This window comes from Bacteroidia bacterium, assembly GCA_037045145.1.
Lineage (GTDB): Bacteria > Bacteroidota > Bacteroidia > AKYH767-A > OLB10 > OLB10.
In genome coordinates this window covers 1,155,654-1,179,941 of the sequence record JBAOIA010000011.1, presented here as the reverse complement: position 1 = coordinate 1,179,941, position 24,288 = coordinate 1,155,654, and the positions used below count along the sequence as shown (strand labels likewise).

The following is a 24,288-nucleotide window of genomic DNA, read 5'->3' as shown; positions in this document are numbered from 1 at the left end:
ACATGAACTGCGCTTTAGTAACAGGAGCATCGCGAGGACTTGGTAAAGCCATTGCACTTCAGCTTGCAGCAGATCATAAGCTGCATATTCTCATTAACTATGCATCTAACAAACAAGCTGCTGAAGAAACGTTAACAGCAATTCAAAATGCCGGAGGCAGTGGTGAGTTACTGCCATTTAATGTTCAGGAAAACGAAACGGTAAATGCAGCGCTGGACAACTGGCATAAAGTGAACGAAGATAAATTTATCAGTGTGTTAGTAAACAATGCAGGCATCACCCGTGACGGACTTTTAATGTGGATGCCCGAAAAAGACTGGGATGATGTATTAAATATTTCACTCAAAGGATTTTATAACGTTACCAGAAATGTTGTGAACCCAATGCTTCGCAAACGCGCAGGCCGTATTATCAATATTGTTTCCCTTTCGGGATTGAAAGGTAATGCAGGACAAACAAATTATGCAGCTGCTAAAGGTGCTATTGTTGCCGCAACAAAATCGCTTGCATTTGAAGTTGCTAAAAGAAAAATCACTGTCAACGCTGTTGCTCCCGGTTTTATCAAGAGTGATATGACTGAAGGACTTAACGAAAAAGAATTGAGTAAATTAGTTCCGATGGAGCGTTTTGGTACGCCTGAAGAAGTTGCACATGTTGTTAGTTTTCTGGCATCAGACAAAGCATCATATATTACAGGCGAAATCATCAATATAAACGGAGGTATTTATTCCTGACTTATGCAACAAAGAGTAGTCATCACAGGTATTGGAATTTATTCATGCATAGGAAAGAATCTTGCAGAAGTTACAGCGTCATTAAGTCAGGGAAAGAGTGGAATCATCTTTGATCAGGAAAGAAAAGATTTAGGATTCCGTTCTGCACTCACAGGCTTTGTAGAAACACCCGACCTTAAAGATTTTCTTCACAGACGCGATCGTTTAGGTATGCACCAGCCGGCTATGTATGCATTCATGTCAACCCGCGAAGCTCTTGCTATGGCTAAGCTTGATGCCGATTACATGGACAAGAATGAAACAGGGATAATCTTCGGCAATGACAGCACAGCAGGATCAGTAGTAGAAACTATTGACAAGGCAAGAAAAAAAAGAGACAACACACTAATCGGTAGTGGCGATATTTTTCAGAATATGAACTGCACGGTGAATATGAATCTTGCCACCATTTATAAACTTAAGGGAATAAATTTTACGCTAAGTGCTGCCTGTGCAAGCGGATCGCATGCCATAGGGATGGGCTACTTACTGATAAGACAAGGATTACAAGAGCGTGTTATTTGTGGTGGTGCACAAGAAATAAATCCTCCGGCAATGACCAGCTTTGACGGACTTGGCACATTCAGCAGCCGTGAGAACGAACCCCAAAAAGCATCACGACCATTTGATAAAAGCCGTGACGGTCTAATCCCTTCCGGAGGTGCAGCAACAGTAATTTTAGAATCGTTGGAATCGGCAGTGAAAAGAGGCGCAACCATACTGGCAGAAGTAATAGGATATGGATTTTCTTCCAATGGTGATCATATTTCAAATCCTGATTTTAACGGGCAGGAGCGTTCATTAAACATGGCTATGAAATTAGCAGGAATTAATGCATCAAATATTGACTATGTAAATGCCCATGCCACATCAACACCGGCAGGTGATGGCATTGAAGCAAAAGTGATTTCGCATGTGTTAGGAAACCAAGTTCCTGTAAGCTCTACCAAATCAATGACAGGGCATGAATGCTGGATGGCAGGTGCCAGCGAAGTAGTGTATTCTATGCTGATGATGCAAAATAATTTTGTTGCACCAAATATCAATTTTGAAGAGCCTGATGATGATACAAAAGCCATTAACATCATTACAGCTGCTAAAGAACATCGCATCAACTGCTTTCTCTCAAACTCCTTCGGGTTTGGAGGCACTAACAGTGCCTTAATTGTACAGCGTTTCAAAAGTTGAAATTTTGTTTTTTATATCTTAAGTAACATTAGCTACAACAATAATTTTTCACAGACTGCGTAAAACACATTTCTAAGTTTACATTTGTAAAATGAGTGTTGGCAACAAACTGCATGAGATATTAATAAAATACTGGGGGCATAGTCGTTTCAGACCACTGCAACAGGAAATAATAGAATCTGTATTAGACGGTCACGACACCTTAGCGCTTCTGCCAACGGGAGGTGGCAAATCTATCTGCTTTCAGGTACCCGGAATTTATCTTGATGGCGTATGTGTAGTGATTTCACCTTTAATTTCTCTAATGAAAGATCAGGTGGACAATCTGCGTACCCGAGGCGTTAAAGCATCTGCTGTTATTTCAGGAATGAGCAAAACGGAAATAGAAATTGCATTTGACAATTGTATATACGGTAAATCAAAATTTTTGTACTTGTCACCCGAGCGTTTAACAAGCAGTCTGGCATTAACAAAATTGCGTCAAATCAAAATCAATCTGATTGCTGTTGACGAAGCCCATTGTATTTCACAATGGGGTTACGATTTCCGTCCCTCCTATTTGCGCATTGCCGAACTAAGAGAAGAGTTTCCTGAAGTTCCTGTTATTGCACTCACCGCCTCGGCAACAAAATCGGTTAGAGATGATATTGTAGAAAAGTTAAATTTCAAAAATCCAAATTTCTTCCAGAAAAGCTTTGAAAGAAAAAACCTGAACTACATTGTAGAATACAATAAATACAAACTTACACGAACTGTTGAAATACTAAAATCCGTTAAAGGAAGTGCTGTTATTTATGTCAACAGCAGAGGTAAAACAAAGGAAATAACAATGTATCTTAACAGTCAGGGCATTAAAGCAGATTTTTATCATGCAGGACTATCGGCTGCCGACAGAAACAAAAAACAAATTGACTGGATGCAGAATAAAATACAAGCTATTGTAGCAACCAATGCCTTCGGCATGGGTATTGACAAAGCTGATGTACGTACTGTTATTCATGCTGATTTGCCTGATAGCCCTGAAGCATATTATCAGGAAGCAGGTCGTGCCGGTCGCGATGAAAAAAATGCTTTTGCTGTTTTAATTTATAACAGTGCAGACAAAGCAGACTTAGCGTTGCGTTTTCAAAATGCTTTCCCCGATATAAAACTCATCAGACTCATCTATCATGCTTTGGGTAACTATCTGAAAGTTGCATTAGGCAGTGGCGAAAACATAAGTTTTAATTTTGATATCTCTGACTTTGCATCAACCTATAATTTCAATCCATTAGTAACAATTAATGCATTAAAAATTTTAGCAGAAGCAGGTTACATCCATCTCTCAGATGCAGTATATATTCCATCACGCTTAAAATTTACAGTTGGGCAAGCCGAACTTTATAATTTTCAAGTGCAACATCCCGAGTTGGATAAAGTTATTAAAACAATACTTCGTTCTTATGGTGGCAGTTTCGATAATTTTATCAGAATCAGCGAAGCAGAGTTAGCAAAAAGGTTAAACATTACACAAGATGCACTCATCAGGAATTTATTCTTTTTACAGAAAAATGAGTTGTTAGAATACATACAACAGACCGACAAACCGCAGTTGACCTATCTCCTGTCTAGAGTGAAGCAGGAAACTGTTGTCCCTGACTTAAAACTATTAGAGTTTCGCAAGAATCGTTTTAACGAAAGAGTAAATGCAATACTTCACTATGCAGAAAGCCTTACCTCCTGCCGCAGTATGATGCTGTTAAATTATTTTGGCGAAACAACCAACACACGTTGCGGCACCTGTGACTATTGCAGAAAAAGAAATAAAATGGAACTCAATGACCTGACATTTGAAAAACAAAATGCAGAAATAAAAGAATTCATTCAACAACAAACTTTAAAATATGATGAGTTGCTTGAAAAATTTCCCGCAAGTAAAAAGGAGCAGTACCTTCAATCCATACAATGGCTGATTGACTCAGGCAAAATAATTATTTCTGAAAGCGATATACTTTTGTGGCATGAGTAAGTTGTTACAACCATTCTACTTACAGGAAAGTGCTGTTGAAGTTGCCAGACAATTATTAGGCAAAGAACTTTGTACTAATATAAATGGAAAACTAACTTCAGGAATTATTACAGAGACAGAAGCCTATATGGGTGTTGACGATAAAGCTTCGCATGCATGGAACAACAGACGCACACAACGAACTGAAATCATGTATTGTCAGGGGGGTGTTGCCTATATTTATCTTTGTTATGGTATTCATTCGCTCTTTAATGTTGTAACCAACATTCAAGATGTTCCACATGCTGTACTTGTCAGAAGTATCTCTCCAAAAAGAGGAATTGAACTCATCAAAAAAAGAAGACCGGTAAACAAGCCACTGAAACAAATTGCTTCAGGACCGGGTATGGTTTCTCAGGCATTAGGCATTGACTGCAGCATGACAGGCACATCACTACTTGGAAATAAAATATGGATAGAAAATAGTGACTTGCAAATCTTATCAAAACAAATAACCACAACAGCAAGAATTGGCGTTGATTATGCAGGCCCTGATGCCATGCTGCCTTATCGCTTTATAATAAATCCTGAAATATATAATTGATGAAAAACCTATTTATCAGAATCAGAAAAATTTTGTGGAATATCATTAAATGGTTTTTTATTTTAAGTATTGCCGGTGTAATACTTTTTCGTTTTGTGCCAATCCCCTTTACTCCATTGATGATTATTCGTTTTGTAGAACAGGTGTTTGATTCTGAGCGCGACATACAATTCAAAAAAGACTGGGAGCCAATTTCAAACATTTCGCCACTATTGGTAAAAGCTGTTATCACCAGCGAAGACCAGCGATTTAACGAACACTTTGGCCTGGACATGGAAGCCATTCAGAAAGCTGCAAACTACAATGAGAAACATAAAAACAAAAAACGAGGAGCAAGTACCATTTCACAGCAAACGGCCAAGAATGTTTTCTTGTTTCCATCGCGCACTTGGATACGCAAAGGATTTGAAGTTTATTTTACTTTCCTGATTGAAATTTTCTGGAGTAAGGAGCGCATCATGGAAGTGTATTTAAATGTCATTGAACTGGGCAATGGTATTTATGGTGCAGAAGCTGCTTCGGAATATTATTTCAGTAAACCGGCAAGCAAGTTAAGTGTACATCAGGCAGCATCGTTGGCAGCCATACTACCACTACCTTTAAAATGGTCGCCAACAAAGCCCAATGCTCGCGTAGTCCGAAGGACTGAATGGATTAAACGCTACATGAAATATGCAGAGGGGTTACAAGAGTAATTTTTATAAAATTTATAAAATACCGCTTTTTGGGAAATGGAAAACTGAAACTACGTAATAAGAGAGTGAGATTATCGTGCCGGGATAGACTTAAATACTTGTTATAAAGTATATCAAAAGAATAACAAAAATAAACATGTCGGTCCATAAGGCAAACTTTTCGTTGATACCTGAAATCTTTTTTAGTCCGTGTTGAATACCTGCAATGCCATAATAAATTCCACTTGCAAATGCACTCACAATTCTCCACTCTGGTTTAAACAACGAAACAATAGCCGTCATCCCGAAGCAAATGTTTGCAAAACCTAATTCACGAAGAATTGGAAAGCTGTCGGGACTGTCAATATGAAAAATTTGTTTTGCAGTAAATTCAGGGTTCTTAACTTGTTTGACTCCTGCAAAAAACAAGCGTAGCCCAACCGCAGAAAAAATGAACCATTTGCTGAATAAGTCAAACGAAGGAGCGGTGTCAGTTATAAAATGCTCAGTAATAAAACCAAAAGTTGGTAAAACAAATGTCAGGACGCTTACACTGGTGATGTAAAATATGTTTGCTTTGTTATCAATGTTATTGGTCATTACCCTATTTGTAGGCTCAATAAACTCACAATCTAAAATTGTTTATTCAAATTATAATAGGCAATTTTTTCCATATATGGATAATAGGGTAAGGATTCAATAAGCTCCTTTGTCTTACTTTCATCAATATTTTGCAAGATTAATACAGCCTCTTTCTTACTTACTGAAATGAAAAAACTTTCCAATATATTTTCATCCTTCCAATGATTTACATATTCCATTTCTTTTTTTGGAAGTTCTGGATTAGATTTTATCGTTGTTATTCCATTATCAGAAAGTGTTATTAAAACCATTATTCTGTTCATTGTTTTTTTAACTTTTAGTTGATTACAATTTTTGTTGAAGTTATTGTTTGTAAAATTCTGGTTACTGTTATAAGGTTCTGACTAACGTCAGTTTCCCGAGTAATTGGAACCCGTTTTGAATAAAATAAATTCAAAAACATGTCCAAATATAGGAATAAAGTTGTGTGTTTACATTATTCCAATCAGTAACAAACAATCGCAACACAACAAACAGCAACCGCAAAAAACACTAAACCGCAAAAAGTAGAAGTTATAAAACCACCTTCATAAAAATACCGGTGTCCCTGAATTTATGCTGAGCTTGCCTCAGTACACATAAAAGTAAAAAGCCCAGAGGTTCTACCACCTCATGGCATTTTTGAAATTGTTCTTTTTTCAATTCGGCATAATGTTATCGGCTACCCTTCTGTTTGGTTGGTTGTATGTCGTGTTTGCTGTGTCGTTTGTATCGTTGGTGTATTTTTATTCTTTCAAAGAGGGGGAATAAAAAAATAAAGTTTTAGAGGTCGGCAAAAGGCTCACTCTTTTGCAATCTTTGTTTGGTGCATTGGCTTGTAACGGTTTGCAAATGTTTGTGCCTGTGTGTTGGTTTTAACTCGTTTTCTTATAATTCCAAATCGCTAATCCATTTAATAAAATTGTAAAACCAATCATAATCAAGAAATGATATTTTATGTCAGTAAAACCGCTTCCCTTTAAAATTATCATACGTACTACTTCAATAAAATAGGTTACCGGGATACACTTTGCGATGTAATAAGCCCAGGTCGGCATACTATCAATAGACGTAAATAAACCACTCATCAGCATAAAAATCATAATAAAGAAAAATGCTATAGACATTGCTTGTTGTTGTGTTTCAGCAAAGGTTGAAATTAGTAATCCCAAGCCTAATAGTGCGATAAGATAAATTGACAAATAAGCATAAAGTAAGAATATGCTTCCAACCGGCATAATGCCGAAAATTAATCGTGCCACAATAAATAAACCAACACTAAAATTAAACATCCCAATCAACCAAAATGGGATTATTTTTGCCAAAATAAATTGATACTTTTTAATAGGTGTAACGTTGATTTGTTCTATTGTTCCTACCTCCTTTTCTTTTACAATATTCAATGCACACATATAGGCACAAACCATTGTTACCAACACTACTAATATACCGGGTACCATAAAAAAACGATAATTCATAAATTTATTGAACCAATTAGAAGATGTTACTTCAATTTGTGGTATTGGACTGAACCTTGGTTGCTGTGACCATTTAACCCGAATATCATTATTAAATGAAGTAATAATTTGATTTAGATAAGCCCCGCCCAAACCTGCTTTTACTCCATTAATTGCATTAACAGCAATAAACAGCTTATCAGAATTTTCACGCAACAGATTATTTTCAAAATGTTCAGGTATTTCCAAAATTAAATCGGATTTGTCTTTTTCTATCTGCTTAAAGGCTTGATTGAATGATGCACCATAATCTGCCAACTGAAAATATCCCGAAGCTGTAATTTTTGAAATCAGTTGTTGCGAACAAGTTGAATGGTCGTGGTCAACGATTGAAATATTGATATTCTTTACTTCATAATCAGCTGCCAATGGAAGTATCAGTAGCTGTACTATCGGCACAACAAAAATCAAGGGCAGTAATGCTTTGTTGCGAAAGATTTGTTTAAACTCTTTTCGTAATAAAAGTTTTAAAGTTCTCATTTTATTTAATTGATAGTTGAGAATTGACAAATTAGAATGATTAGTATACTCTCCATTGTCAATTGTCCATTAACTAAGTCTGTTATTAAAAGTTTTTAAACTGACAAATAGCAAAAAGAAAGTTGTTCCAAACAGGATAAATGTTTCTTTCCATATTGCAGAAATTCCCAAGCCTTTTATCATAATTGATTTTACTATTATGTAATACCATTTTGAAGGGAAAATATTGGAGATAATTTGTAGGGGGACAGGCATATTTTCTATTGGAAACATAAAACCTGTAAACAACAATGTAGGCACTAACATTCCCATTAGTGAAATAAGCATTGCCGATTGCTGTGATTGCGTAATATTAGAAATCAGTAATCCTAATGACAGGGCACAAATGATAAGCAATGCACTTTCGGCAATTAATAACCAAATACTTCCATTTACAGGTATTTCCAAAAGAAAAACACTTAATAAAAGAATTACTGCAAGATTGATAAGTGATAAAAACAGGTAAGGAATGGCTTTGGAAATGATTACCAAAAATGGACTAATAGGAGAAACCAATAATACTTCCATTGTACCTGTTTCTTTTTCTCGAACAATGGATACTGCCGTCATAAGCACACAAACTAATAAAAGTACTAACGCCATAATACCCGGTACAAAATTGGTTGCTCCTTTCAGTTCAGGATTATACAACATTCGTATTTCGGGAGAAATAGTATATGGATTACTTTTGTTCTTTATAAGTTCTTTTTGATAATCCATAATTATTACCGTGACGTAATTTGTTAAGGTGTTGGCTGTATTTGGGTCAGAAGCATCAGCTATAATTTGTACTTGTGCTTTATTCAGGTGCAATAAATCTTCATTAAAGTGAGCAGGAAAAATAATTGCCAATTTTATATTTTCTGCTTTAAAGGCATTTTCAATATCCGTGTGGCTCATTAAATTATTTGAAATTTTAAATTGATTTCCTGCTTCCAATTTTTGAATGATATTTTGTGTTGCAATATCTTTAGCATAATCACAAATAACAATTTTTGCATCTTTGATTTCGTTAGTTACGGCAAAGCCGAATAGAACAATTAACACTATCGGTATGCCGAATAGTATCAACAAAGTTTTACTATCACGGAAAACGTGATAAAACTCTTTTTTTACAAATGATAAAAACTGTTTCATATTTAATCTGATTTTCGTTTTGCTTCTCTTGCCAACTCATAAAACACTTCGTCCATTGATGAAGCGGAAAATTGTTTTTTCAAATTATCGGGTGTGTCCAATGCTTCTATTACTCCGTCCACCATTATAGAAACACGGTTGCAGTATTCGGCTTCGTCCATATAGTGGGTAGTTACGAAAATGGTAATGCCTCTGTCTGCTGCCGAATAAATCAAATCCCAAAATTGCCGTCTGGTAACAGGGTCAACACCTCCTGTGGGTTCGTCTAAAAAAACAATTTTAGGTTCGTGTATTACGGCAACTGAAAATGCTAATTTCTGTTTCCAACCCAACGGCAATGAAGCCACTAATTTTTTTGCTTCGCTTTGCAATCCCAATTTTTCAATCAGTTCATCGCTTTTTGCTTTTAGTTGCTTATCGGATAAGCCATAAATGCCACCAAAAAAATGTATGTTTTCTATTACAGTTAAATCTTCGTATAGCGAAAATTTCTGGCTCATATAGCCGATGTTCTTTTTTATTTCTTCAGTTTGTTTGTAGATATCAAACCCCGCAATGGTGGCATTGCCCGATGAGGGTTTGGAAAGTCCGCAAAGCATTTTCATTGCGGTTGTTTTACCTGCACCGTTCGCACCTAAGAAGCCGAAAATTTCCCCTGCATATACTTCAAACGTAACTTCGTTTGTAGCGATGAAATCGCCAAAACGCTTGGTTAACTTGTCTGTTTTTATTACTACTTCTTTTTCAATTGACAATTGAGAATTGACAGTTGACAATGACTTGTTTGTTGGTTTATTATCTTGTTCCATAATATTTTAATTATCCATTTTCAACTTTCCATTATCCATTGATTTGTCCATTAAATGAATAAAGCAATCCTCAACACTTGGAGTAATTTCTTTTATTATCACATTTTGAAACCCACCTTCAATCAACTGCTTTTCCAAATTGTCCATTGTCAATTTCCCATTATTCATTGTTATGTGATGAAAGTCGCCAAATGAAAAACAGCTTTTTATTTGGTTGTTGCTCCGCAACACATTCAGCAACCTGCTCATATTGTCTGCTCTTACTGCAAACAATTTTTCGGGGAACTGTTTTATAATTTCATCGGGTGTATCAATAGACATTATACTACCGTTTTGTATCAATGCGATGCGTTCGCAAAGTGTGGCTTCGTCCATATAAGGCGTGGAAACCAAAATAGTAATGCCCTGTTGTTTTAAGCCTTTAAGCATTTCCCAAAATTCTTTTCTTGAAACTGCATCTACGCCTGTTGTCGGTTCATCTAAAAACAATACGGTAGGACGATGAATTAAAGCACAACACAAAGCCAATTTCTGTTTCATACCGCCCGACAATTTTCCAGCCCTGCGATTTTTAAACGGCTCTAACTGTACATAGATTTCCTTTACCAAATCATAATTTTGCGCTACAGTGGTATTGAATACGGTTGCAAAAAAGTTCAGATTTTCTTTAACTGATAAATCCTGATACAAAGAAAATTTGCCCGGCATATAACCTACATTTTTGCGAATGGCTTTATAGTCTTTCACTACATCAAAACCATTTACGGAAGCCGTACCGCTATCGGGCAAAAGCAAAGTTGTAAGTATGCGGAAAATACTTGTTTTTCCTGCTCCGTCTGCTCCAATCAAGCCAAACAATTCGCCTTTGTTTACTTCAAAAGAAACATTGTTTACCGCCTTTACTTTGCCTTTGTCATAGGTTTTTATAATGTTATTTAATACAACCATATAATTGAGAGTTGAGAGTTGAGAGTTGAGAGTTGAGAGTTGAGAGTTGAGAGTTGAGAGTTGAGAGTTGAGAGTTGAGAGTTGAGAGTTGAGAGTTGAGAGTTGAGAGTTGAAAATTGAGAATGAATACAAACATTTATCCGCTATCAATTCTCCATTATTTATTAAGTTTTGCTTTCGTTGTTTTTACAATGCTTACCAATATCTTCAATAGTTCTTCGGCATCAATGTAGATTGATTGAAATTCTAACTGCGACAAATATTCTGTTTCCTTCAATAGAATTAACCAATACAAAGTCTCATTTGCTTCTTTCAGAGCAATGTTCATTTTGTTTAGAAAATCGGCTTTTGATTGGGCGTGTTCGCCTTCTCTTGTCAAAGCTCCAATAGCTGTACCGCTTCGCAATAGTTGTTTTGAAAGTACATATTCCTTTTTGTTTTCTGCAAGCAACTTGTATAGCTTTACAATCCTAATAGCAAATGCTAAACTTTTTTCTTGTATCATAATTTTAATTTTTTATTGCAACTCTAAATTTTCCACTCTCCATTCTCCACTCTCCATTCTCCATTCAACAAAACCTCTCCATACATACCTATTTTGTACCAACCGTCATTTTTTACTTTCACCTTGATAGCATATACCAAATTTGCCCTTTCGTCTTTGGTTTGAATGGTTTTTGGCGTAAACTCTGCTTTGTCATTTATCCACGTTACTGTTCCCTCTGTTTCTTTGTAACCGCCTTTGCCATCATCGGTCAACACTTTTACTTTTTGATTTAGTTTAACTTGTGTGAGTTGGTTGCTTGTGATGTAGGCACGAAGAATAATGTTTGACAAATCGGCAATTTTGTAAAGCGGTTTTCCTGCTGCCGTCATTTCATTCACTTCGGCATATTTAGAGAGTACCGTTCCGTTTGTAGGATTGATAATTTTGCATTTTGCAAGTTGGTCATTCAGTTGGTCAATCTGCACATCTACGGGTACGGTTTCTTTGCTGATGCCCTCTGTGGAAATATCCAATGAAGATTTTTGTGCTTCTATCTGCTTTATAATTACGTCAATTTGTGCATTGATGTCGTCTAATTGTTTTTGTGGTGTGGCATTGCCATTTACCAAATTAGTAATACGCACTTTTTCTTTTTGTGCCGTAGTAAGCTGCGATTGCAAAGCTGCCAACTGTGCTGATATGTTGGGCTTTTTACTAAGCATTGCACCCACCTGTGCTATTAGTTGTTTTTTCTTCAAATACAACTGTGTGCTGTCAATGTAGCCAATTGCCTGCCCTGCCAGTAAGATTTGCCCCTCTTCCACATCAAACTGCTTGATTGTACCTGTGGCTTCCGATGAAATAATTGTTTCTTCTGCTTCAAAACTTCCCGAAGCATCAAACGAAACTTTATTGTTGTTGCAAGCTGTAAGCAATATTGCGATGCCTGCTGCTAATCCGATTGTTTTTATTTTATACATTGTTCTACTTTTTTATTGTTACTAATTTCCTGCTGTTGTTTGAGCGTTATACTCTGTCATTAAAAGCTGTATTTCGTGTAAAATCAAACTTTGCTTTGCTTGGTCTTCGGCATTTACGGCAATGAGATAATCGTTTGTAGTTGCCGTACCATAAGTAAGCTGATTTTGCGTTGTGGCTTTCACGCTTTCCCGAAGTGTTACAATACTTTTATCGGCTTCAATCAATTCCTGCATTTTGGTTATATCAGTGTTTTGCTGTTTTAGTGCAAGGTTGGTATTGAACAAAAATGTTTCCCTTTGTATATCTATAAAACTCTGATTGAGTGCAAGCGTTCTCTTTTCGTTTTTATAGGTATAGAAACCTGTAATGTTCCAATTCAAACGAAGCCCACCGATGTAGTATCCCTTAAAATCATTATCCAGCATATTCAATGCAGGTCTGCCCAAACCGCCTTGAAAAAACACACTGACACGGGGCATATTTTTATTGGTAATTAGTTTGTACTGTATGTCAAACGTTTTTTTTTGCATGTCAAAAAGTTTCAGTTCGGGACGATTGATTGTGCTGGAAAACATTTGCCGATGTGGTTTTTCAAACACGGTATTTTCATCAATCGGATTGCCAATGAACAAAGCCAACATATCTGCATAGCCTTTTCGTGTGGCTTTTAGTTCTATGGTGCGTTGGTTGGCTTTCAGCAATTCCGCTTTCAGATTATCGGCTGTGCTTTTTATAGAAACTCCGTTGGTAATGGCTACATTGGCTTTTTCAATACCGCTTTGAATATCCTTTTTAAGTAATTCGGTTTGCTTAATCTGTGCGTCAATCAACAGTATTCCGAAAAAGAGGTTGTTAATGCGTTCCCTTAATTTGTAAAGTTCCACTTCTGTTTTTTGTGTTTCTATTTCGGAATTGGCATTGATGTATTCCTTTTGGTCTTTCACGGTAAACAGGTTTGTAATGGACTGCGATACTTCGCCATAAAGCCTATACTGGTCTTTGCTCATTGTGGGAATGGTTACGTTGGGCAATGAAATCGGCACTTTTGTTACGTCTGACTGATAGGTTGCCTGCCCTGCAATGTTGAACTGTGGCAAATACCCTTTTTGAGCGTTGGCAATGGAATATTCCTTAGTTTTTTCAATCAACGTGTATTGCTTTATTAAAGGATAATTCTGTTTTGCCATTTCAAGGCAGTTGTCAAGAGACAATGAACTGCTTTGCTGTGCCATTGCACAATGGTTGCATATCAGCATTAAGCCAAAGAGCCATAATATTTTTTGTTTATTTTCTATTTTAATCATACTATTAAGGGGGCTAAGTTAAAAGGGATAAAAACCAAAAACGGCAAAAACGGCATTTTTAAGAGGGAAAATGGCAAAATGAACGCCAACTCCAATTAAATAGAAAGGGATAAAAACTACCATTTTACTGCCATTTAACTACCATTTGAACGCTGTTATACTACCAAAATACCCATAGAAATTCAATTAGTTACAGTTTACCTCTACATTTACCTATACAATTAGCTTTGCATTTAGGTTTACATTTGGGTTTACAATTAGGTTTACATTTTACTTCACTTTTCCCTTCAACCAATCCACATCTTTTTGAAGTTGATGTAAGTCCTTTCTAATGTCATCATAATACGGACGGAAGTCAAATGACAAACGGCAGAATGCCTTAAAATAAGCCAATATGGAGTCGGTTTCTCTCATGTAAGGCGGATAATCGGGATTATCGGAAACAATGCGAATGCCAGCCCTCTCTTTGTAAATACGTTTGTAAATTATACCATCGTCTTTATCCACAAGAACGTAGGTATAACCATTGCGAATATCTTTAACATCGTTTATTTGATTACCTGAAACATAGTCAAGATGCCTTACCGTAGGGTGCATACTGTCGCCTGTAATCTGAAAGGCGATATTTAATCCATGCGGAGCATTCGGCAATGTAATAGCCGGTAATTGCTCTATCAGTTTAGGGTTTTCAATTAATCTGCCGAAACCTGCCGATGCCTTTTGGTCGGAAATAAAACAATTTGCTTTTGCAGAAGGGTTTAACTCTATAATTGCCGAATTAGTAACCGCTTTTCGTAAGTTTTGGTTAGAGTCTAACCTCTTAAAAGTCATGTCATCCAAAGTGACATCAAAATATTTGCATAATGCTATGAATGTTTCAAATTCAGGCACTGATTTACCTAATTCATAATTTGTAACCGCAGTTCGGGTAATACTCAAAATATCAGCCAATTGCTGCTGAGTCAACTCTCTTCTTTTCCTTAAAAAAGCGATATTCTTTGAAATAAACATTGCTATGTTACTAAAATTAATGTGAAATTATTTGACATTGTCATTTTGAATCACATATCTTTGTGCCATATTTAAACACAAAGGAATGTCAAATAAAGGCGAAAAGCAAATAAAAAAGGCTGCAAAGAGGTACATATATAATTATAAGCCTGTTGAGAATGTAAGCGAAACTGACATAAGAGCAGCCATAAGCATTATAAAAAACTATTCAGAGTCCACCATTCGCAAGGTTGCGCATGGGCGCAGGCGCAATGACTATATCGCAAAAGTGCTGCGAGACCTTGTAATAGCACGAACCGGAGCTTACCAAACAGTTGAACGCATAAATACGGAAGAGTAATGGATAACAAAGTAACTATAAATCTTTCAGAAGTTCATCTTGAATCTTCTTTGCAAGAGCTTCATCAACACCAGGAACAGTTAGTATCAGACGTTGAGCTTCTCTTGCAATCAAAGTTGAAGCCGTACGCTTCAAATCCTCAATGTCAGCATCCGGATGCTGCTGCCGAATCAAAGTATAAAGAGTCGTTTCTAAAACGGTTGTTTTTGCGATTAACAAGGCATTATGGCTTAACAGGTAAACCACAACATCATCAAGATTGAGCTTAACTTCCATTCGGCAAATATAAATGAAACTCATTAGCGGTAAACCATATATTGAATTTGATGAGCTAATCAAATCGGGTGTTTGTAAAAGCACTTTAAAGTTAGCGTCTCACCGCAATTCCGCCTCATGGAATTTCATTGATGACCCTGATGACCGTAGGCGCGTACTGGTGGACTACATCACTATGAAGCCAACCTATCAGGAAAAAGTAAAATCCCACTTCGGCTGCCCTTACCAATACCTCGCTGCCCAAATACTCAAACCACTCCTGCATGACAACCCATCCGATATTAATTTCCTCAGCAAATACCGCCTGCCAAACGGCAACGCCATTGCTACTGCTACTCTCGCAGAGTATGTAACCGCCTGCCGGTGGTTGCACTTCCTTTCGCAAATAAATATTCGCAAAATAAAAGCTACCGGCTACGCATCGGCTGCTGATTTCTACAAAGCCGTAATCACACTCCTCCGCACCGATAACGTGCGCCTGCCTCATAATTACAGCAAGCTGCTGCGCAAAGTAGCGGCATACAAAAAGCAAGGCGCGATAGTGGTTATTCATGCCGGAAGCGGCAAAGCGAGCAACAACCTGAAAGTGGCTGATGCTTTCTGCGAAAGCCTGCTGCTGGAACTCATATCGCACTACAACCAGTTTGAAGACCCCTTTGTGGCGGATAAATATAACGAACAGGTGCAGGCGAAAGGCTACAAGCCCATCAAAGCTGACACTGTTGGTTATTACAGGCGCGAACGCGACATGCTCATTGCCTCCGGGCGCGAAGGCTCTGCCGCATGGAGAGATAAATACGATAAAATCGTTCATCGTTCAGGTCCTACCGCTCCTCTCCTCATAATCAACTCTGACGACTTAGACCTTGACGAATATTTCCAAGAGGCTTTTATTGATAAAGACGGACATCGCAGAACTAATTACCACTTCCGCTTTAAACTGATGGTAGTAATGGATATGTACTTGCGTTATCCACTTGGTTATGCCATTGGTGTTGCTCAATCAAAAGAACTTGTTTACGCAGCTTATGCCGATGCCATCAATCACATCTGCGAATTAACCGGCAATTACTTTATATGGCAGCAAATAGTAACTGACCATTGGGGCATATCCGCACTTGAAGAGTGGTATAAAGCACAGGCTGTTTACACGCCTGCCAAAGTTGGTAACGCCCGGAGCAAGCCCATTGAAGCTGCATTTGGAAAATGGCATAAAGTATTAAAGCAATATCCGAATTACGCAGGTCATAACATCACCGCAAAAACAAAAGCCAATTACGAAGCTATCAGAGCCAATTACAAAAACCTTCCGCACAAAGAACATGGACACCACCAGGTGCATGATATAATAAACCGCATTCGCACCGAAGTAAACGATAAAGGCGTATCACTCCAACAACAGTGGCTGGCAGCTTTCAACGAAAACAAACAGCGCATGATGCCGCTTGACGACACGCGCAGGCTGCACCTCTATGGCACACGCCATAAATGGCAAAACGAACTCACCAATGGCGGAATCAGAATCACTGTTAACGGCACTGAGTACATCTATGACGTTCCGGAGGTTGACTACATGCGAAACGTAGGTAAGAAAATGCAAGTGATTTATGATCCATACAACATGAGCAAAATACTTGCAACGGCTGATGATGGCAGAGTGCAAATTATTTGCCCGATGTATGAGCCAATGAAAATGGCTATTGCCGACATGACCGCAGGCGACCGCGCACTCATTAACGTGCGCTTGGATGAAAAGAAACGCATCAGCCAATACGTGCTTGATGCAAAAGCAGAACGCCAAAACACCCTCGCCCAGCATGGCATTGATGCTGCCGGTGTGTTGCAGGCCGGTTATGTAAACAAAGAACTCAATCAGGCTGCCGACAACGCTTATAGAAGGAAAATGATTGAAGGCAAAGACGCATTTGATTACGACAATGAAAACGAAAACAACACACCACCACAGGCGCAGGAAGGAGATGTGTGGGATATGTAAAAAGAAAACCATCGCATTGCTGCGATGGCCATCAATTTAAACTAATAAGGAACGCAAATATATGCAAAACACAATCAAACAAACAATCGTAACCTCCTTAAAGGAGCGCATTGCAGCCCGAAAAATCAGCAACGAACAGGCTGCCACACAAATCGGCATCAGTGGTGCTACCATCAGTTGCATTACCAATCGCAAATGGGAACTCAACGACAAGCTCGTGAGTGAAAAAATGTGGAACAAAGTAAAAAACTGGCTCGGCTTGGCTGACGAGTGGGTAGTGGTAACTACCGACCGCAACTTCAAGCGCGTAAACAACATCTGCCATCAGGCGCAGCGCAAATCACACGCACGCGCCATCAGTGCCGCGCCCGGCACCGGAAAAAGCGAAGGGCTGAAACACTACGCACGCAACAATCCGAACGCCTTCTACATAGAGTGTGGCGATTATTGGACTAAACCGAGATTATGCATTAGAAAAAGAATAAGGAGCGGTTATTTTAGGTATCGTATCAAAAAGAGCATCTAACCAACGTCTTTTTTCACCGGTCGCACTTATTTTTAATGTTGTTATTCTGGCATGTTTTGTAATCCATGCGCCTAATGCAAAGCATTTAAACCGTAAAGTACTTAAAGTGGCTTGAGACTTATGCTTGAGCACTAATTGACGGAACAAAGCCATTAGATTATATGCCATTAAAATGCTTCTAAATGCAGCTTCTGTTCCCCAAAAATTAGTAGCACAAAATGTTTCTAATCCGAAGTCATATTTTAACTCCTTAATTCTGTTTTCTGCATCGCCTCGTTGCTTATACATCTCCCATATTTGCTGAGCCGGTAAATCTAAATTTGTAACATAAAGACTATATCGGTAAGAGTAAATCTGCTCATCAAAAAGCAATAAGCGACCTGTTGCTTTTTTTAGTTTGGTAATATTCTTTCTTACAGCGACCATTCTGCGAGGAGCTTTCCATTCAGGTGATTGGTAATTAAATTCGCAAATTTCTATTCCGTCTTTAATGCTCACCCATTTTGTTAAGCTTCTCAGTTCTCTTTTTATCGTTGGATAAAATTTAACCGCTACCACATAGTTAAGATTTTTTGCTTCGAGTTCGCTCAAAAAATCTTGACTATAAAAACCACTATCGCAACGCACTAAACCTACTTTTTTGTTGCATAATATTTCTAAAGTTTCTGCCAAAAATGATTTCGCACTACTGGTTGCTCCTGTATTTCCTTGTCGCATCCAAGCATTAGCTATCATACGTACTTCCGGTATAAACGCCAGTAGTGGATGGTGAGAATTGCGGCCGGGTTTCTTTGCGTTATACCCTTTCTTGGCTCCCTCTTGCTCTCCATAGCGTGTTATAACTGTACTGTCTAAGTCTAAGGTTACATTATTGAATTGTATCTGATTAAAGAACCATTGAAATAAAGGAACAAAGGTTTCTGTATTCCTTTTCCAGTCAAACTTGTGAAAAAATCTACTGTAGGTACTCTGTGAAGGAGCTTGTTTCCATCCAAAAATTTGTTTCAGTACTTCGTCAAAGCGCAAATAGGCTGAATGACTAAATCTACCTGCTCCAATCCAAATACTTGTCCAAAAACACTCTATTATTTGTACCGGATCATAGCCCCGATTAGAGCCTTTATCAGGTAAAGGAAGCTTTGCTAATTCATCCTTTATTTTACTCCCGTCAACTAAGTCTTTCATCATCTTCATGCCGCCCCAAGCACTAACTTGATGGTCGCTAAATTCTATCTTATCTATAACACCCATATGGTGGAAAGTTTTAAACCCCTAAATATCTGGTATTATTACCGTTTATTCAAAATTAATTTACCCTAATGCATAATCTCGGCTAAAAAAACTTTCCTCATCAAAGTGAAAGCTGCAATGGGATTAAAGCCTATTCATTTGCAAGGCATTCCTGAAATGGTGGAGGAAATCATATCCGCCCTTCGCAAAATGACTCGGCCACTGCTCATCATTGACGAGGCGGATAAACTCAAAGACAACACACTTACTTTTTTCATTACATTTTACAACGAGTTGAGCGGCACATGCGGTTTTGTTTTAAGCGGCTCTGAGTTTTTTGAGAAGCATATTGATAAATTTTCGCGCCTCAACAAAAAAGGCTATCGCGAAATATACTCACGATTTGGTGGCGAGTTCCTGCACCTATATGACCTTACTGAAGAGCGTACACGCGACATCATTGCAATGCCAACGGCATTGATGACGAAGAATCAGTTATGACTATCGTCAACAAATCAAGTGGCGACATCCGAGTAGTGCAACGACTAGTTGAAGATGCAAAACTGCTGCAATCAAAAACAAACAGCTAGATGAATATGAAGTCACCTCTGAATTTATCAGGCGCATTACAAATATCACCGAAGATGATTACAACAACATCTTTATTGATTCGGCTTTGCACTACTCAATGATACAATTCCGCACGATGCCATTGGCAGAGCCATGATTATAGCCGATAACGAATACTGGCATTGGTATCACCGTAGCTTTAGGCAGCGTTGCACCCTCTTTGTTCAACATCTTAGTACTGAAGTTGCCGATTATCTAGGCATGGACGTAGCGCAATCAATACGCGAACATTTTGTATATGCCCACACAGTTTCAGGCATTAAGAGCTATCAGAAGAGAGTACCATTCTATATGATCAACGCACTGTATAAACGTATCATAAATGAACAACAATCATGAGCACCTATCAGAAGCTTGAGAAATGGAACATCAAAGAGCTTGTCGTTAAGCTTGCGAGAATCGAAGCCGTTTTGAACAGAGAGAATCGAAAATTTCACTCCTTCTAATTACCGATTTGTTTCCGAGGTAATTATTGAGATAACATCAGAGATTAACGCCAATAGCTGCAAGGCTCAACAAGACTACGCAAGATGATTGATAATATAAAAGCGTATGGCCAACCTTTTTGCATTTGGCTTCAGCGACCATATCCATAATGTAAACAAAAAGTAGCAATATGACAATCACAACCCCCAAAAGTTAAAGAGAATAAGAACATGGTCTGCCAAGCAGATTATTGATCACAGCTTTAAAGAATTAGAGTTGCCAGAGCATTTCACCAAGTTAATAGGCACTCCATCACATAACTTCTGCAGCATAATCTATGGAACTGCCAAATCTGGTAAATCTACCTTCAGTCTAAAGTTGGCAAATGCATTAGTTACTTATGGCAAGGTCTTATATGTATCAAGCGAAGAGCTAATCTCAAAGTCATTGCAATCGCGCCTGGAGCCACGTAGAAATTAACAGTGATCGTATTCGATTTGTAGGTGTACGCACCGTTGCTGACATTGAGCGATTGGTTCGTTCTATTCATGCGCGGTTTATCATAATTGACAGTGCGCAGGTATGCAGCCTATCTGTTAAAGATTTTATGCGCCTAAAATTAGAGGTATTCAGAAATCGTAAGAGCTGGCATATCATTCTCCAGTCCACCAACTCAGGCCAATTCAAGGGTGGCCAGGAGTGGGTACATGAAACAGATGTTAAAATCAAGATTGAAAATGGTGTGGCTCGTGCCGAAGGTCGTTTCAATCCTGATGGCTCAATGATCGTTATCCCTCATAAATCACTTCAAACCAAATTATTTTAAAAAATGCAGTATTTTAATTCACTCTACAACAAAGATTGTAACAATTAATGGCGTGCCTGCCCGGATATGGGAAGGGCGCACACACAACGGTGTAAGAATACATTGCTATATCACACGCATTGCTGTGGATAAGGACCAAGACGCTTCCGAATTTGAACGCGAAGTTCAGGAGCATGAGCCTCCGTCTGTCGAAGTGCAAGCCATTCCTCTTAAATTAATTATCTAATTCAATTTTATACAAACAATTCAAATTTCAAACAAATGGCAAGAGCTAAAAAAACAGTGCTTACAGGCACAATCAACAAAGCATCTGCAGAAGATGCATTCGCTGCTTACGCAAAAGCAGACGCACGTCAAGCGCAACTAACCGCTAAAATGGACGTGGAAATTACCAAGATACGCGAAAAGTATCAGGATGAAATTACCGAACTGCAGGATGAAAAACAAGAACAGTTTGAGAAAATACAGTCCTATGCCGAGAACAACCGCGAAGACTTTGGCAGCAAAAAAAGCATGGAACTCACACATGGCGTTATTGGTTTCCGAACCGGTACGCCAAAACTAAAAACACGCAAAGGGTTTACATGGAACAGCGTTACCAACCTACTCAAAGAGTTCCTTCCTGAATATATACGCGTGTCCGAAGAGCCGGCAAAAGACCGTCTGTTATCCGACAGAGAAGTGCCTGAAGTATCAGCACTGTTCCCCAAGGTTGGCATCACCGTTGACCAGGACGAAACATTCTTCGTCTCAAAACAACCGAAAAAAGAATCAGTTATAACAGAATAATCACTATCATCATGAACAGCAAAAAAACATCCACATACAAACTCATCCTGTTCTTTGCAGCAGGAATTGCAGCGTTACTTCTCATTGCAAAATGCAACGAAGGTTTTAACTCATACACTCCGGGCGACAGCCAGTATTACAAAGTTCCAGAACTCCACAGCCGGGCTGACTTCTCTCACCATCAAACCAAAAAGCCATGATTACAGCTTGTTTGTTTATTGCTGCAATAGCCCTCTACTGGCTGGCAGCTGCTGCGTTATTCGGCTTTGCCGAAGCGTACTACTTCTATCATCTTAATCAGGCTTATGACAAGCGTGGTCGTATTTACGACCACGCTTTCCTTACCGCACTGCGAGCTATGCTTGCAGCCCCACTTCTCCTGCATTTTTATGACAATGTTGATAAAAGTCCGTGGCCAACTTTTTTCATGCTGCTATTCATGCTGCTGTCGTTTCCTTACATCCACGATGGTTTTCAATATTCAATTCACAACCGACTTGACAAAGGCACTTACCCTGATGGATGGAAGTCATCCGTTGATGGCAGGGCTTTATTTGATTTGAGCTACAACAGTCGTCTGATTTTATTCATGGCATCAATGGTATGGCTTGGAGTCTTTTTAATAATGGAGGCGGTATGACAGGTAATAAAATTCAATACTTCACAAAACTTCACTCGGCAAACTTGCCAAAAAACAAACTTCAAGAAGCTGTATATAAATTACTGAAACACCACAGCAATAGGCTGATATATGACAGGGACCTATTCGTTAAAATGATAAAAGGTGAAATCAATCATCTAAACTAAGTGCATCCCAAATGCACTGCTTTAAAATGCTCCTTTGGAGATCGTCAGATAGTACCGTAAGCATCGGCTGCGGTGAATTATTTACGGTGAGTTTTTACAATAGCACAAATATTTGAATACGAAAAATGAAAACAAACACTATTTATCACGGAAACTCAGTTGATGTTCTCCGCACATTACCTGACGGTAGCATTGACTGTTGCATAACATCACCTCCTTACTACGGCTTGCGCGATTATGGCGTGCAGGGGCAGCTTGGATTAGAGCCAACACCGGAGGCTTACGTTGTGGAGCTTGTGAATGTATTCCGCGAAGTGAACCGCGTGCTCAAACCTGAAGGCACGCTGTGGCTTAATCTTGGCGATAGTTACGCAGGAAGCGGCAGAGGTAAAGGCGATGTAAATAAGAAAGGCATTCAGCCCAAACATTCATTCGTTGGCGATATATTCAGCAAACCATACAAGCTGCAAGGCTATAAGAATAAAGATTTGATTGGCATACCATGGCTGGTTGCCTTCGCACTCCGCGAATCAGGTTGGTACTTACGCCAGGATATTATTTGGCATAAGCCAAACCCGATGCCTGAAGGCGTAACAGACCGATGCACCAAAGCGCATGAGTATATCTTTCTCTTGAGTAAATCACCGAAGTATTATTACAATTCAACAGCCATTAAAACGGCAGTTAAACAGGCTTCAATTACACGCTCACAATATGGCTGGCATCCTGAAAAGCTGCTGCATGGCACTAATTACAACGGATGGAAGCCTACCAATAAAATAGGAGATAAAGCAAGCCCGGCAACTGGTGCAAACAAGCGCAGTGTGTGGACGGTGTCCGTTGCAGGTTTCAAAGGAGCTCATTTCGCAACGTTTCCGGAGAAGCTGATTGTTGACATGGTAAAAGCCGGAAGTCCTGAACAGGGCGTAGTACTTGACCCCTTCATGGGTGCAGGCACAACGGCAGTGGTTGCCAAAAAACTCGGACGCGATTATGTGGGCATTGAACTGAATTACTAGTATATCAAAATAGCTGAAAGGAGGCTTGGGGATGTGCTTTGAAGATGAAATCTGCCCTCGTTGCAAATGTTGCGACACATGTTGGACAAAGTGTTGGAGTTGCGGTGGTGAAGGCGGCACAGATGGCGAATAGTTAATGATGGAAGACCCGCTGTGGTACGACATAGATGACTTTAGGACTTGTGATATATGCAATGGTACAGGTGGTTGGCTCACTTGCATAGGCGACTGTGATGAGAATGGTAAACATAAAAAGAACAACCAATGACCTGCACTATCTGTAACCAAGAGCTTATACAAAGCAATATCAATAAACACCTGCATAACGGCTTCCAGTGCAAGGACACCGGATTATTCATTCACTGGAAGTGCCGTAAAGAGTTTTACAGGAATAAAAACACAGGTGTGTACGGCACACAGCACATTCATAAATACACCGAGTTTCCAGTACCATTTAATATCAACAATTCAAAATCAAATAAATATGAAAGTAACACTCACATCAACCACAAAAATTGTAACCATTAATGGCCTGCCTGCCCGTGTATGGGAAGGTAAAACCGAAAATGGCATACCATGCCATGCCTTTATAACACGCATTGCCTGCCATAATGATGCCGATAGCACGGAGTTTGAAAAGGAATTAACGCAACAGGCTCCGCCATCGGCAGATGTTCAATCATATCCATCATCATTAGTGATATGATTTGTGATTTGCTTCAAGCAGTGTGCCACTGGCACACTGCTTTTTCTCAAAACATAAACCCACTTTACGGGGGCTGTAGTAGTGTGTGTCCACACTACTGTTATCACGGCTTCGGGCATCAATACAATCAAAATTAAAAGGCTTAATATATGAAAGA

29 protein-coding genes are annotated in these 24,288 nt (G+C 38.7%); 16 read left to right on the top strand and 13 right to left on the bottom strand.

The window, feature by feature from the left end; all coding sequences use genetic code 11:
• The first annotated feature begins 2 nt into the window (after window positions 1-2).
• From fabG to mtgA, 5 genes are all read left to right on the top strand, one after another.
• Window positions 3-734, top strand: coding sequence for a 3-oxoacyl-ACP reductase FabG (fabG, locus tag V9G42_06255; protein MEI2759024.1), 732 nt, complete (start codon window positions 3-5; stop codon window positions 732-734).
• 3 nt (window positions 735-737) lie between these two features.
• The gene (locus V9G42_06250; GenBank protein ID MEI2759023.1) at window positions 738-1,961 is read left to right on the top strand and encodes a beta-ketoacyl-[acyl-carrier-protein] synthase family protein; all 1,224 of its coding nucleotides are present in this window, start codon (window positions 738-740) and stop codon (window positions 1,959-1,961) included.
• Window positions 1,962-2,052: 91 nt separating this feature from the next.
• Window positions 2,053-3,969: an ATP-dependent DNA helicase RecQ gene (locus tag V9G42_06245; protein MEI2759022.1), complete on the top strand. Its 1,917-nt coding sequence runs from the start codon at window positions 2,053-2,055 to the stop codon at window positions 3,967-3,969.
• Window positions 3,962-4,552 carry a DNA-3-methyladenine glycosylase gene (locus V9G42_06240; protein MEI2759021.1) on the top strand — a complete coding sequence of 197 codons (591 nt, stop codon included), beginning with the start codon at window positions 3,962-3,964 and terminating at the stop codon, window positions 4,550-4,552. Before V9G42_06245 ends, V9G42_06240 begins: the two co-directional genes overlap by 8 nt.
• On the top strand, window positions 4,552-5,247 hold the full coding sequence (gene mtgA, locus V9G42_06235) for a monofunctional biosynthetic peptidoglycan transglycosylase (protein MEI2759020.1): 696 nt from the start codon (window positions 4,552-4,554) through the stop codon (window positions 5,245-5,247). Before V9G42_06240 ends, mtgA begins: the two co-directional genes overlap by 1 nt.
• A 90-nt stretch (window positions 5,248-5,337) precedes the next feature.
• Here mtgA and V9G42_06230 read toward each other — a convergent pair whose 3' ends face one another.
• From V9G42_06230 to V9G42_06185, 10 genes are all read right to left on the bottom strand, one after another.
• A complete protein-coding gene (locus tag V9G42_06230; GenBank protein ID MEI2759019.1) occupies window positions 5,338-5,826 on the bottom strand; it encodes a DUF6790 family protein in 489 nt (162 codons plus the stop codon).
• A gap of 32 nt (window positions 5,827-5,858) precedes the next feature.
• A complete protein-coding gene (locus V9G42_06225) occupies window positions 5,859-6,131 on the bottom strand; it encodes a hypothetical protein (GenBank protein ID MEI2759018.1) in 273 nt (90 codons plus the stop codon).
• 591 nt (window positions 6,132-6,722) lie between these two features.
• Window positions 6,723-7,844 (bottom strand): ABC transporter permease, encoded by a 1,122-nt coding sequence (locus tag V9G42_06220; protein ID MEI2759017.1) that lies wholly within the window; start codon window positions 7,842-7,844, stop codon window positions 6,723-6,725.
• A 69-nt stretch (window positions 7,845-7,913) separates the two neighbouring features.
• Window positions 7,914-9,020: an ABC transporter permease gene (locus V9G42_06215; protein ID MEI2759016.1), complete on the bottom strand. Its 1,107-nt coding sequence runs from the start codon at window positions 9,018-9,020 to the stop codon at window positions 7,914-7,916.
• 2 nt (window positions 9,021-9,022) lie between these two features.
• A complete protein-coding gene (locus V9G42_06210) occupies window positions 9,023-9,769 on the bottom strand; it encodes an ABC transporter ATP-binding protein (protein MEI2759015.1) in 747 nt (248 codons plus the stop codon).
• Window positions 9,770-9,835: 66 nt separating this feature from the next.
• A complete protein-coding gene (locus tag V9G42_06205; protein MEI2759014.1) occupies window positions 9,836-10,777 on the bottom strand; it encodes an ABC transporter ATP-binding protein in 942 nt (313 codons plus the stop codon).
• Between the two features lie 157 nt (window positions 10,778-10,934).
• The gene (locus V9G42_06200) at window positions 10,935-11,282 is read right to left on the bottom strand and encodes a four helix bundle protein (GenBank protein ID MEI2759013.1); all 348 of its coding nucleotides are present in this window, start codon (window positions 11,280-11,282) and stop codon (window positions 10,935-10,937) included.
• Window positions 11,283-11,305: 23 nt separating this feature from the next.
• Complete coding sequence (locus tag V9G42_06195) at window positions 11,306-12,244, bottom strand: HlyD family efflux transporter periplasmic adaptor subunit (GenBank protein ID MEI2759012.1); 939 nt, start codon at window positions 12,242-12,244, stop codon at window positions 11,306-11,308.
• 21 nt (window positions 12,245-12,265) lie between these two features.
• Window positions 12,266-13,549, bottom strand: a complete 1,284-nt coding sequence (locus tag V9G42_06190; GenBank protein ID MEI2759011.1) for a TolC family protein — start codon at window positions 13,547-13,549, stop codon at window positions 12,266-12,268.
• Window positions 13,550-13,819: 270 nt separating this feature from the next.
• Window positions 13,820-14,560: an XRE family transcriptional regulator gene (locus V9G42_06185; protein MEI2759010.1), complete on the bottom strand. Its 741-nt coding sequence runs from the start codon at window positions 14,558-14,560 to the stop codon at window positions 13,820-13,822.
• A gap of 85 nt (window positions 14,561-14,645) precedes the next feature.
• Between V9G42_06185 and V9G42_06180 the strand changes: the two genes are divergently transcribed.
• Window positions 14,646-14,900 carry a hypothetical protein gene (locus tag V9G42_06180; GenBank protein ID MEI2759009.1) on the top strand — a complete coding sequence of 85 codons (255 nt, stop codon included), beginning with the start codon at window positions 14,646-14,648 and terminating at the stop codon, window positions 14,898-14,900.
• A gap of 15 nt (window positions 14,901-14,915) precedes the next feature.
• Here the strand turns inward: V9G42_06180 and V9G42_06175 are convergent, their stop codons facing one another.
• Both V9G42_06175 and V9G42_06170 read right to left on the bottom strand, forming a co-directional pair.
• On the bottom strand, window positions 14,916-15,176 hold the full coding sequence (locus V9G42_06175) for a hypothetical protein (GenBank protein ID MEI2759008.1): 261 nt from the start codon (window positions 15,174-15,176) through the stop codon (window positions 14,916-14,918).
• Between the two features lie 115 nt (window positions 15,177-15,291).
• A complete protein-coding gene (locus V9G42_06170; protein ID MEI2759007.1) occupies window positions 15,292-15,729 on the bottom strand; it encodes a hypothetical protein in 438 nt (145 codons plus the stop codon).
• On the opposite strand from V9G42_06170, the gene V9G42_06165 reads away from it, so the two are divergent.
• Entirely contained in the window at window positions 15,718-17,172 is a 1,455-nt protein-coding gene (locus V9G42_06165) for a hypothetical protein (protein ID MEI2759006.1), read from the top strand. The two genes, V9G42_06170 and V9G42_06165, sit on opposite strands and share 12 nt — an antisense overlap.
• A 61-nt stretch (window positions 17,173-17,233) precedes the next feature.
• Window positions 17,234-17,698: a hypothetical protein gene (locus V9G42_06160; GenBank protein ID MEI2759005.1), complete on the top strand. Its 465-nt coding sequence runs from the start codon at window positions 17,234-17,236 to the stop codon at window positions 17,696-17,698.
• Here the strand turns inward: V9G42_06160 and V9G42_06155 are convergent.
• Window positions 17,636-18,949, bottom strand: coding sequence for an IS1380 family transposase (locus V9G42_06155; protein MEI2759004.1), 1,314 nt, complete (start codon window positions 18,947-18,949; stop codon window positions 17,636-17,638). The two genes, V9G42_06160 and V9G42_06155, sit on opposite strands and share 63 nt — an antisense overlap.
• A gap of 72 nt (window positions 18,950-19,021) precedes the next feature.
• Between V9G42_06155 and V9G42_06150 the strand changes: the two genes are divergently transcribed.
• From V9G42_06150 to V9G42_06115, 8 genes are all read left to right on the top strand, one after another.
• Window positions 19,022-19,429 (top strand): ATP-binding protein, encoded by a 408-nt coding sequence (locus tag V9G42_06150; protein MEI2759003.1) that lies wholly within the window; start codon window positions 19,022-19,024, stop codon window positions 19,427-19,429.
• Between the two features lie 831 nt (window positions 19,430-20,260).
• On the top strand, window positions 20,261-20,464 hold the full coding sequence (locus tag V9G42_06145) for a hypothetical protein (GenBank protein ID MEI2759002.1): 204 nt from the start codon (window positions 20,261-20,263) through the stop codon (window positions 20,462-20,464).
• 52 nt (window positions 20,465-20,516) lie between these two features.
• Complete coding sequence (locus V9G42_06140) at window positions 20,517-20,810, top strand: hypothetical protein (protein MEI2759001.1); 294 nt, start codon at window positions 20,517-20,519, stop codon at window positions 20,808-20,810.
• Window positions 20,811-20,862: 52 nt separating this feature from the next.
• Window positions 20,863-21,036 carry a hypothetical protein gene (locus tag V9G42_06135; protein MEI2759000.1) on the top strand — a complete coding sequence of 58 codons (174 nt, stop codon included), beginning with the start codon at window positions 20,863-20,865 and terminating at the stop codon, window positions 21,034-21,036.
• Between the two features lie 35 nt (window positions 21,037-21,071).
• The gene (locus V9G42_06130; protein ID MEI2758999.1) at window positions 21,072-21,599 is read left to right on the top strand and encodes a host-nuclease inhibitor Gam family protein; all 528 of its coding nucleotides are present in this window, start codon (window positions 21,072-21,074) and stop codon (window positions 21,597-21,599) included.
• 196 nt (window positions 21,600-21,795) lie between these two features.
• Entirely contained in the window at window positions 21,796-22,239 is a 444-nt protein-coding gene (locus tag V9G42_06125; protein MEI2758998.1) for a hypothetical protein, read from the top strand.
• A gap of 292 nt (window positions 22,240-22,531) precedes the next feature.
• Window positions 22,532-23,425: a site-specific DNA-methyltransferase gene (locus V9G42_06120; protein MEI2758997.1), complete on the top strand. Its 894-nt coding sequence runs from the start codon at window positions 22,532-22,534 to the stop codon at window positions 23,423-23,425.
• 484 nt (window positions 23,426-23,909) lie between these two features.
• Window positions 23,910-24,131 (top strand): hypothetical protein, encoded by a 222-nt coding sequence (locus tag V9G42_06115; protein ID MEI2758996.1) that lies wholly within the window; start codon window positions 23,910-23,912, stop codon window positions 24,129-24,131.
• Window positions 24,132-24,288: the final 157 nt, after the last annotated feature.

Excerpts from the sequence above, each read along its gene's own strand:
- fabG (MEI2759024.1), top strand. The coding sequence starts at position 3 with ATGAACTGCGCTTTAGTAACAGGAGCATCGCGAGGACTTGGTAAAGCC.
- V9G42_06250 (MEI2759023.1), top strand. The coding sequence starts at position 738 with ATGCAACAAAGAGTAGTCATCACAGGTATTGGAATTTATTCATGCATA.
- V9G42_06245 (MEI2759022.1), top strand. The coding sequence starts at position 2,053 with ATGAGTGTTGGCAACAAACTGCATGAGATATTAATAAAATACTGGGGG.
- V9G42_06240 (MEI2759021.1), top strand. The coding sequence starts at position 3,962 with ATGAGTAAGTTGTTACAACCATTCTACTTACAGGAAAGTGCTGTTGAA.
- mtgA (MEI2759020.1), top strand. The coding sequence starts at position 4,552 with ATGAAAAACCTATTTATCAGAATCAGAAAAATTTTGTGGAATATCATT.
- V9G42_06230 (MEI2759019.1), bottom strand. The coding sequence starts at position 5,826 with ATGACCAATAACATTGATAACAAAGCAAACATATTTTACATCACCAGT.
- V9G42_06225 (MEI2759018.1), bottom strand. The coding sequence starts at position 6,131 with ATGAACAGAATAATGGTTTTAATAACACTTTCTGATAATGGAATAACA.
- V9G42_06220 (MEI2759017.1), bottom strand. The coding sequence starts at position 7,844 with ATGAGAACTTTAAAACTTTTATTACGAAAAGAGTTTAAACAAATCTTT.
- V9G42_06215 (MEI2759016.1), bottom strand. The coding sequence starts at position 9,020 with ATGAAACAGTTTTTATCATTTGTAAAAAAAGAGTTTTATCACGTTTTC.
- V9G42_06205 (MEI2759014.1), bottom strand. The coding sequence starts at position 10,777 with ATGGTTGTATTAAATAACATTATAAAAACCTATGACAAAGGCAAAGTA.
- V9G42_06200 (MEI2759013.1), bottom strand. The coding sequence starts at position 11,282 with ATGATACAAGAAAAAAGTTTAGCATTTGCTATTAGGATTGTAAAGCTA.
- V9G42_06195 (MEI2759012.1), bottom strand. The coding sequence starts at position 12,244 with ATGTATAAAATAAAAACAATCGGATTAGCAGCAGGCATCGCAATATTG.
- V9G42_06190 (MEI2759011.1), bottom strand. The coding sequence starts at position 13,549 with ATGATTAAAATAGAAAATAAACAAAAAATATTATGGCTCTTTGGCTTA.
- V9G42_06185 (MEI2759010.1), bottom strand. The coding sequence starts at position 14,560 with ATGTTTATTTCAAAGAATATCGCTTTTTTAAGGAAAAGAAGAGAGTTG.
- V9G42_06180 (MEI2759009.1), top strand. The coding sequence starts at position 14,646 with ATGTCAAATAAAGGCGAAAAGCAAATAAAAAAGGCTGCAAAGAGGTAC.
- V9G42_06175 (MEI2759008.1), bottom strand. The coding sequence starts at position 15,176 with ATGGAAGTTAAGCTCAATCTTGATGATGTTGTGGTTTACCTGTTAAGC.
- V9G42_06170 (MEI2759007.1), bottom strand. The coding sequence starts at position 15,729 with ATGAATAACCACTATCGCGCCTTGCTTTTTGTATGCCGCTACTTTGCG.
- V9G42_06160 (MEI2759005.1), top strand. The coding sequence starts at position 17,234 with ATGCAAAACACAATCAAACAAACAATCGTAACCTCCTTAAAGGAGCGC.
- V9G42_06155 (MEI2759004.1), bottom strand. The coding sequence starts at position 18,949 with ATGGGTGTTATAGATAAGATAGAATTTAGCGACCATCAAGTTAGTGCT.
- V9G42_06130 (MEI2758999.1), top strand. The coding sequence starts at position 21,072 with ATGGCAAGAGCTAAAAAAACAGTGCTTACAGGCACAATCAACAAAGCA.
- V9G42_06125 (MEI2758998.1), top strand. The coding sequence starts at position 21,796 with ATGATTACAGCTTGTTTGTTTATTGCTGCAATAGCCCTCTACTGGCTG.
- V9G42_06120 (MEI2758997.1), top strand. The coding sequence starts at position 22,532 with ATGAAAACAAACACTATTTATCACGGAAACTCAGTTGATGTTCTCCGC.
- V9G42_06115 (MEI2758996.1), top strand. The coding sequence starts at position 23,910 with ATGAAAGTAACACTCACATCAACCACAAAAATTGTAACCATTAATGGC.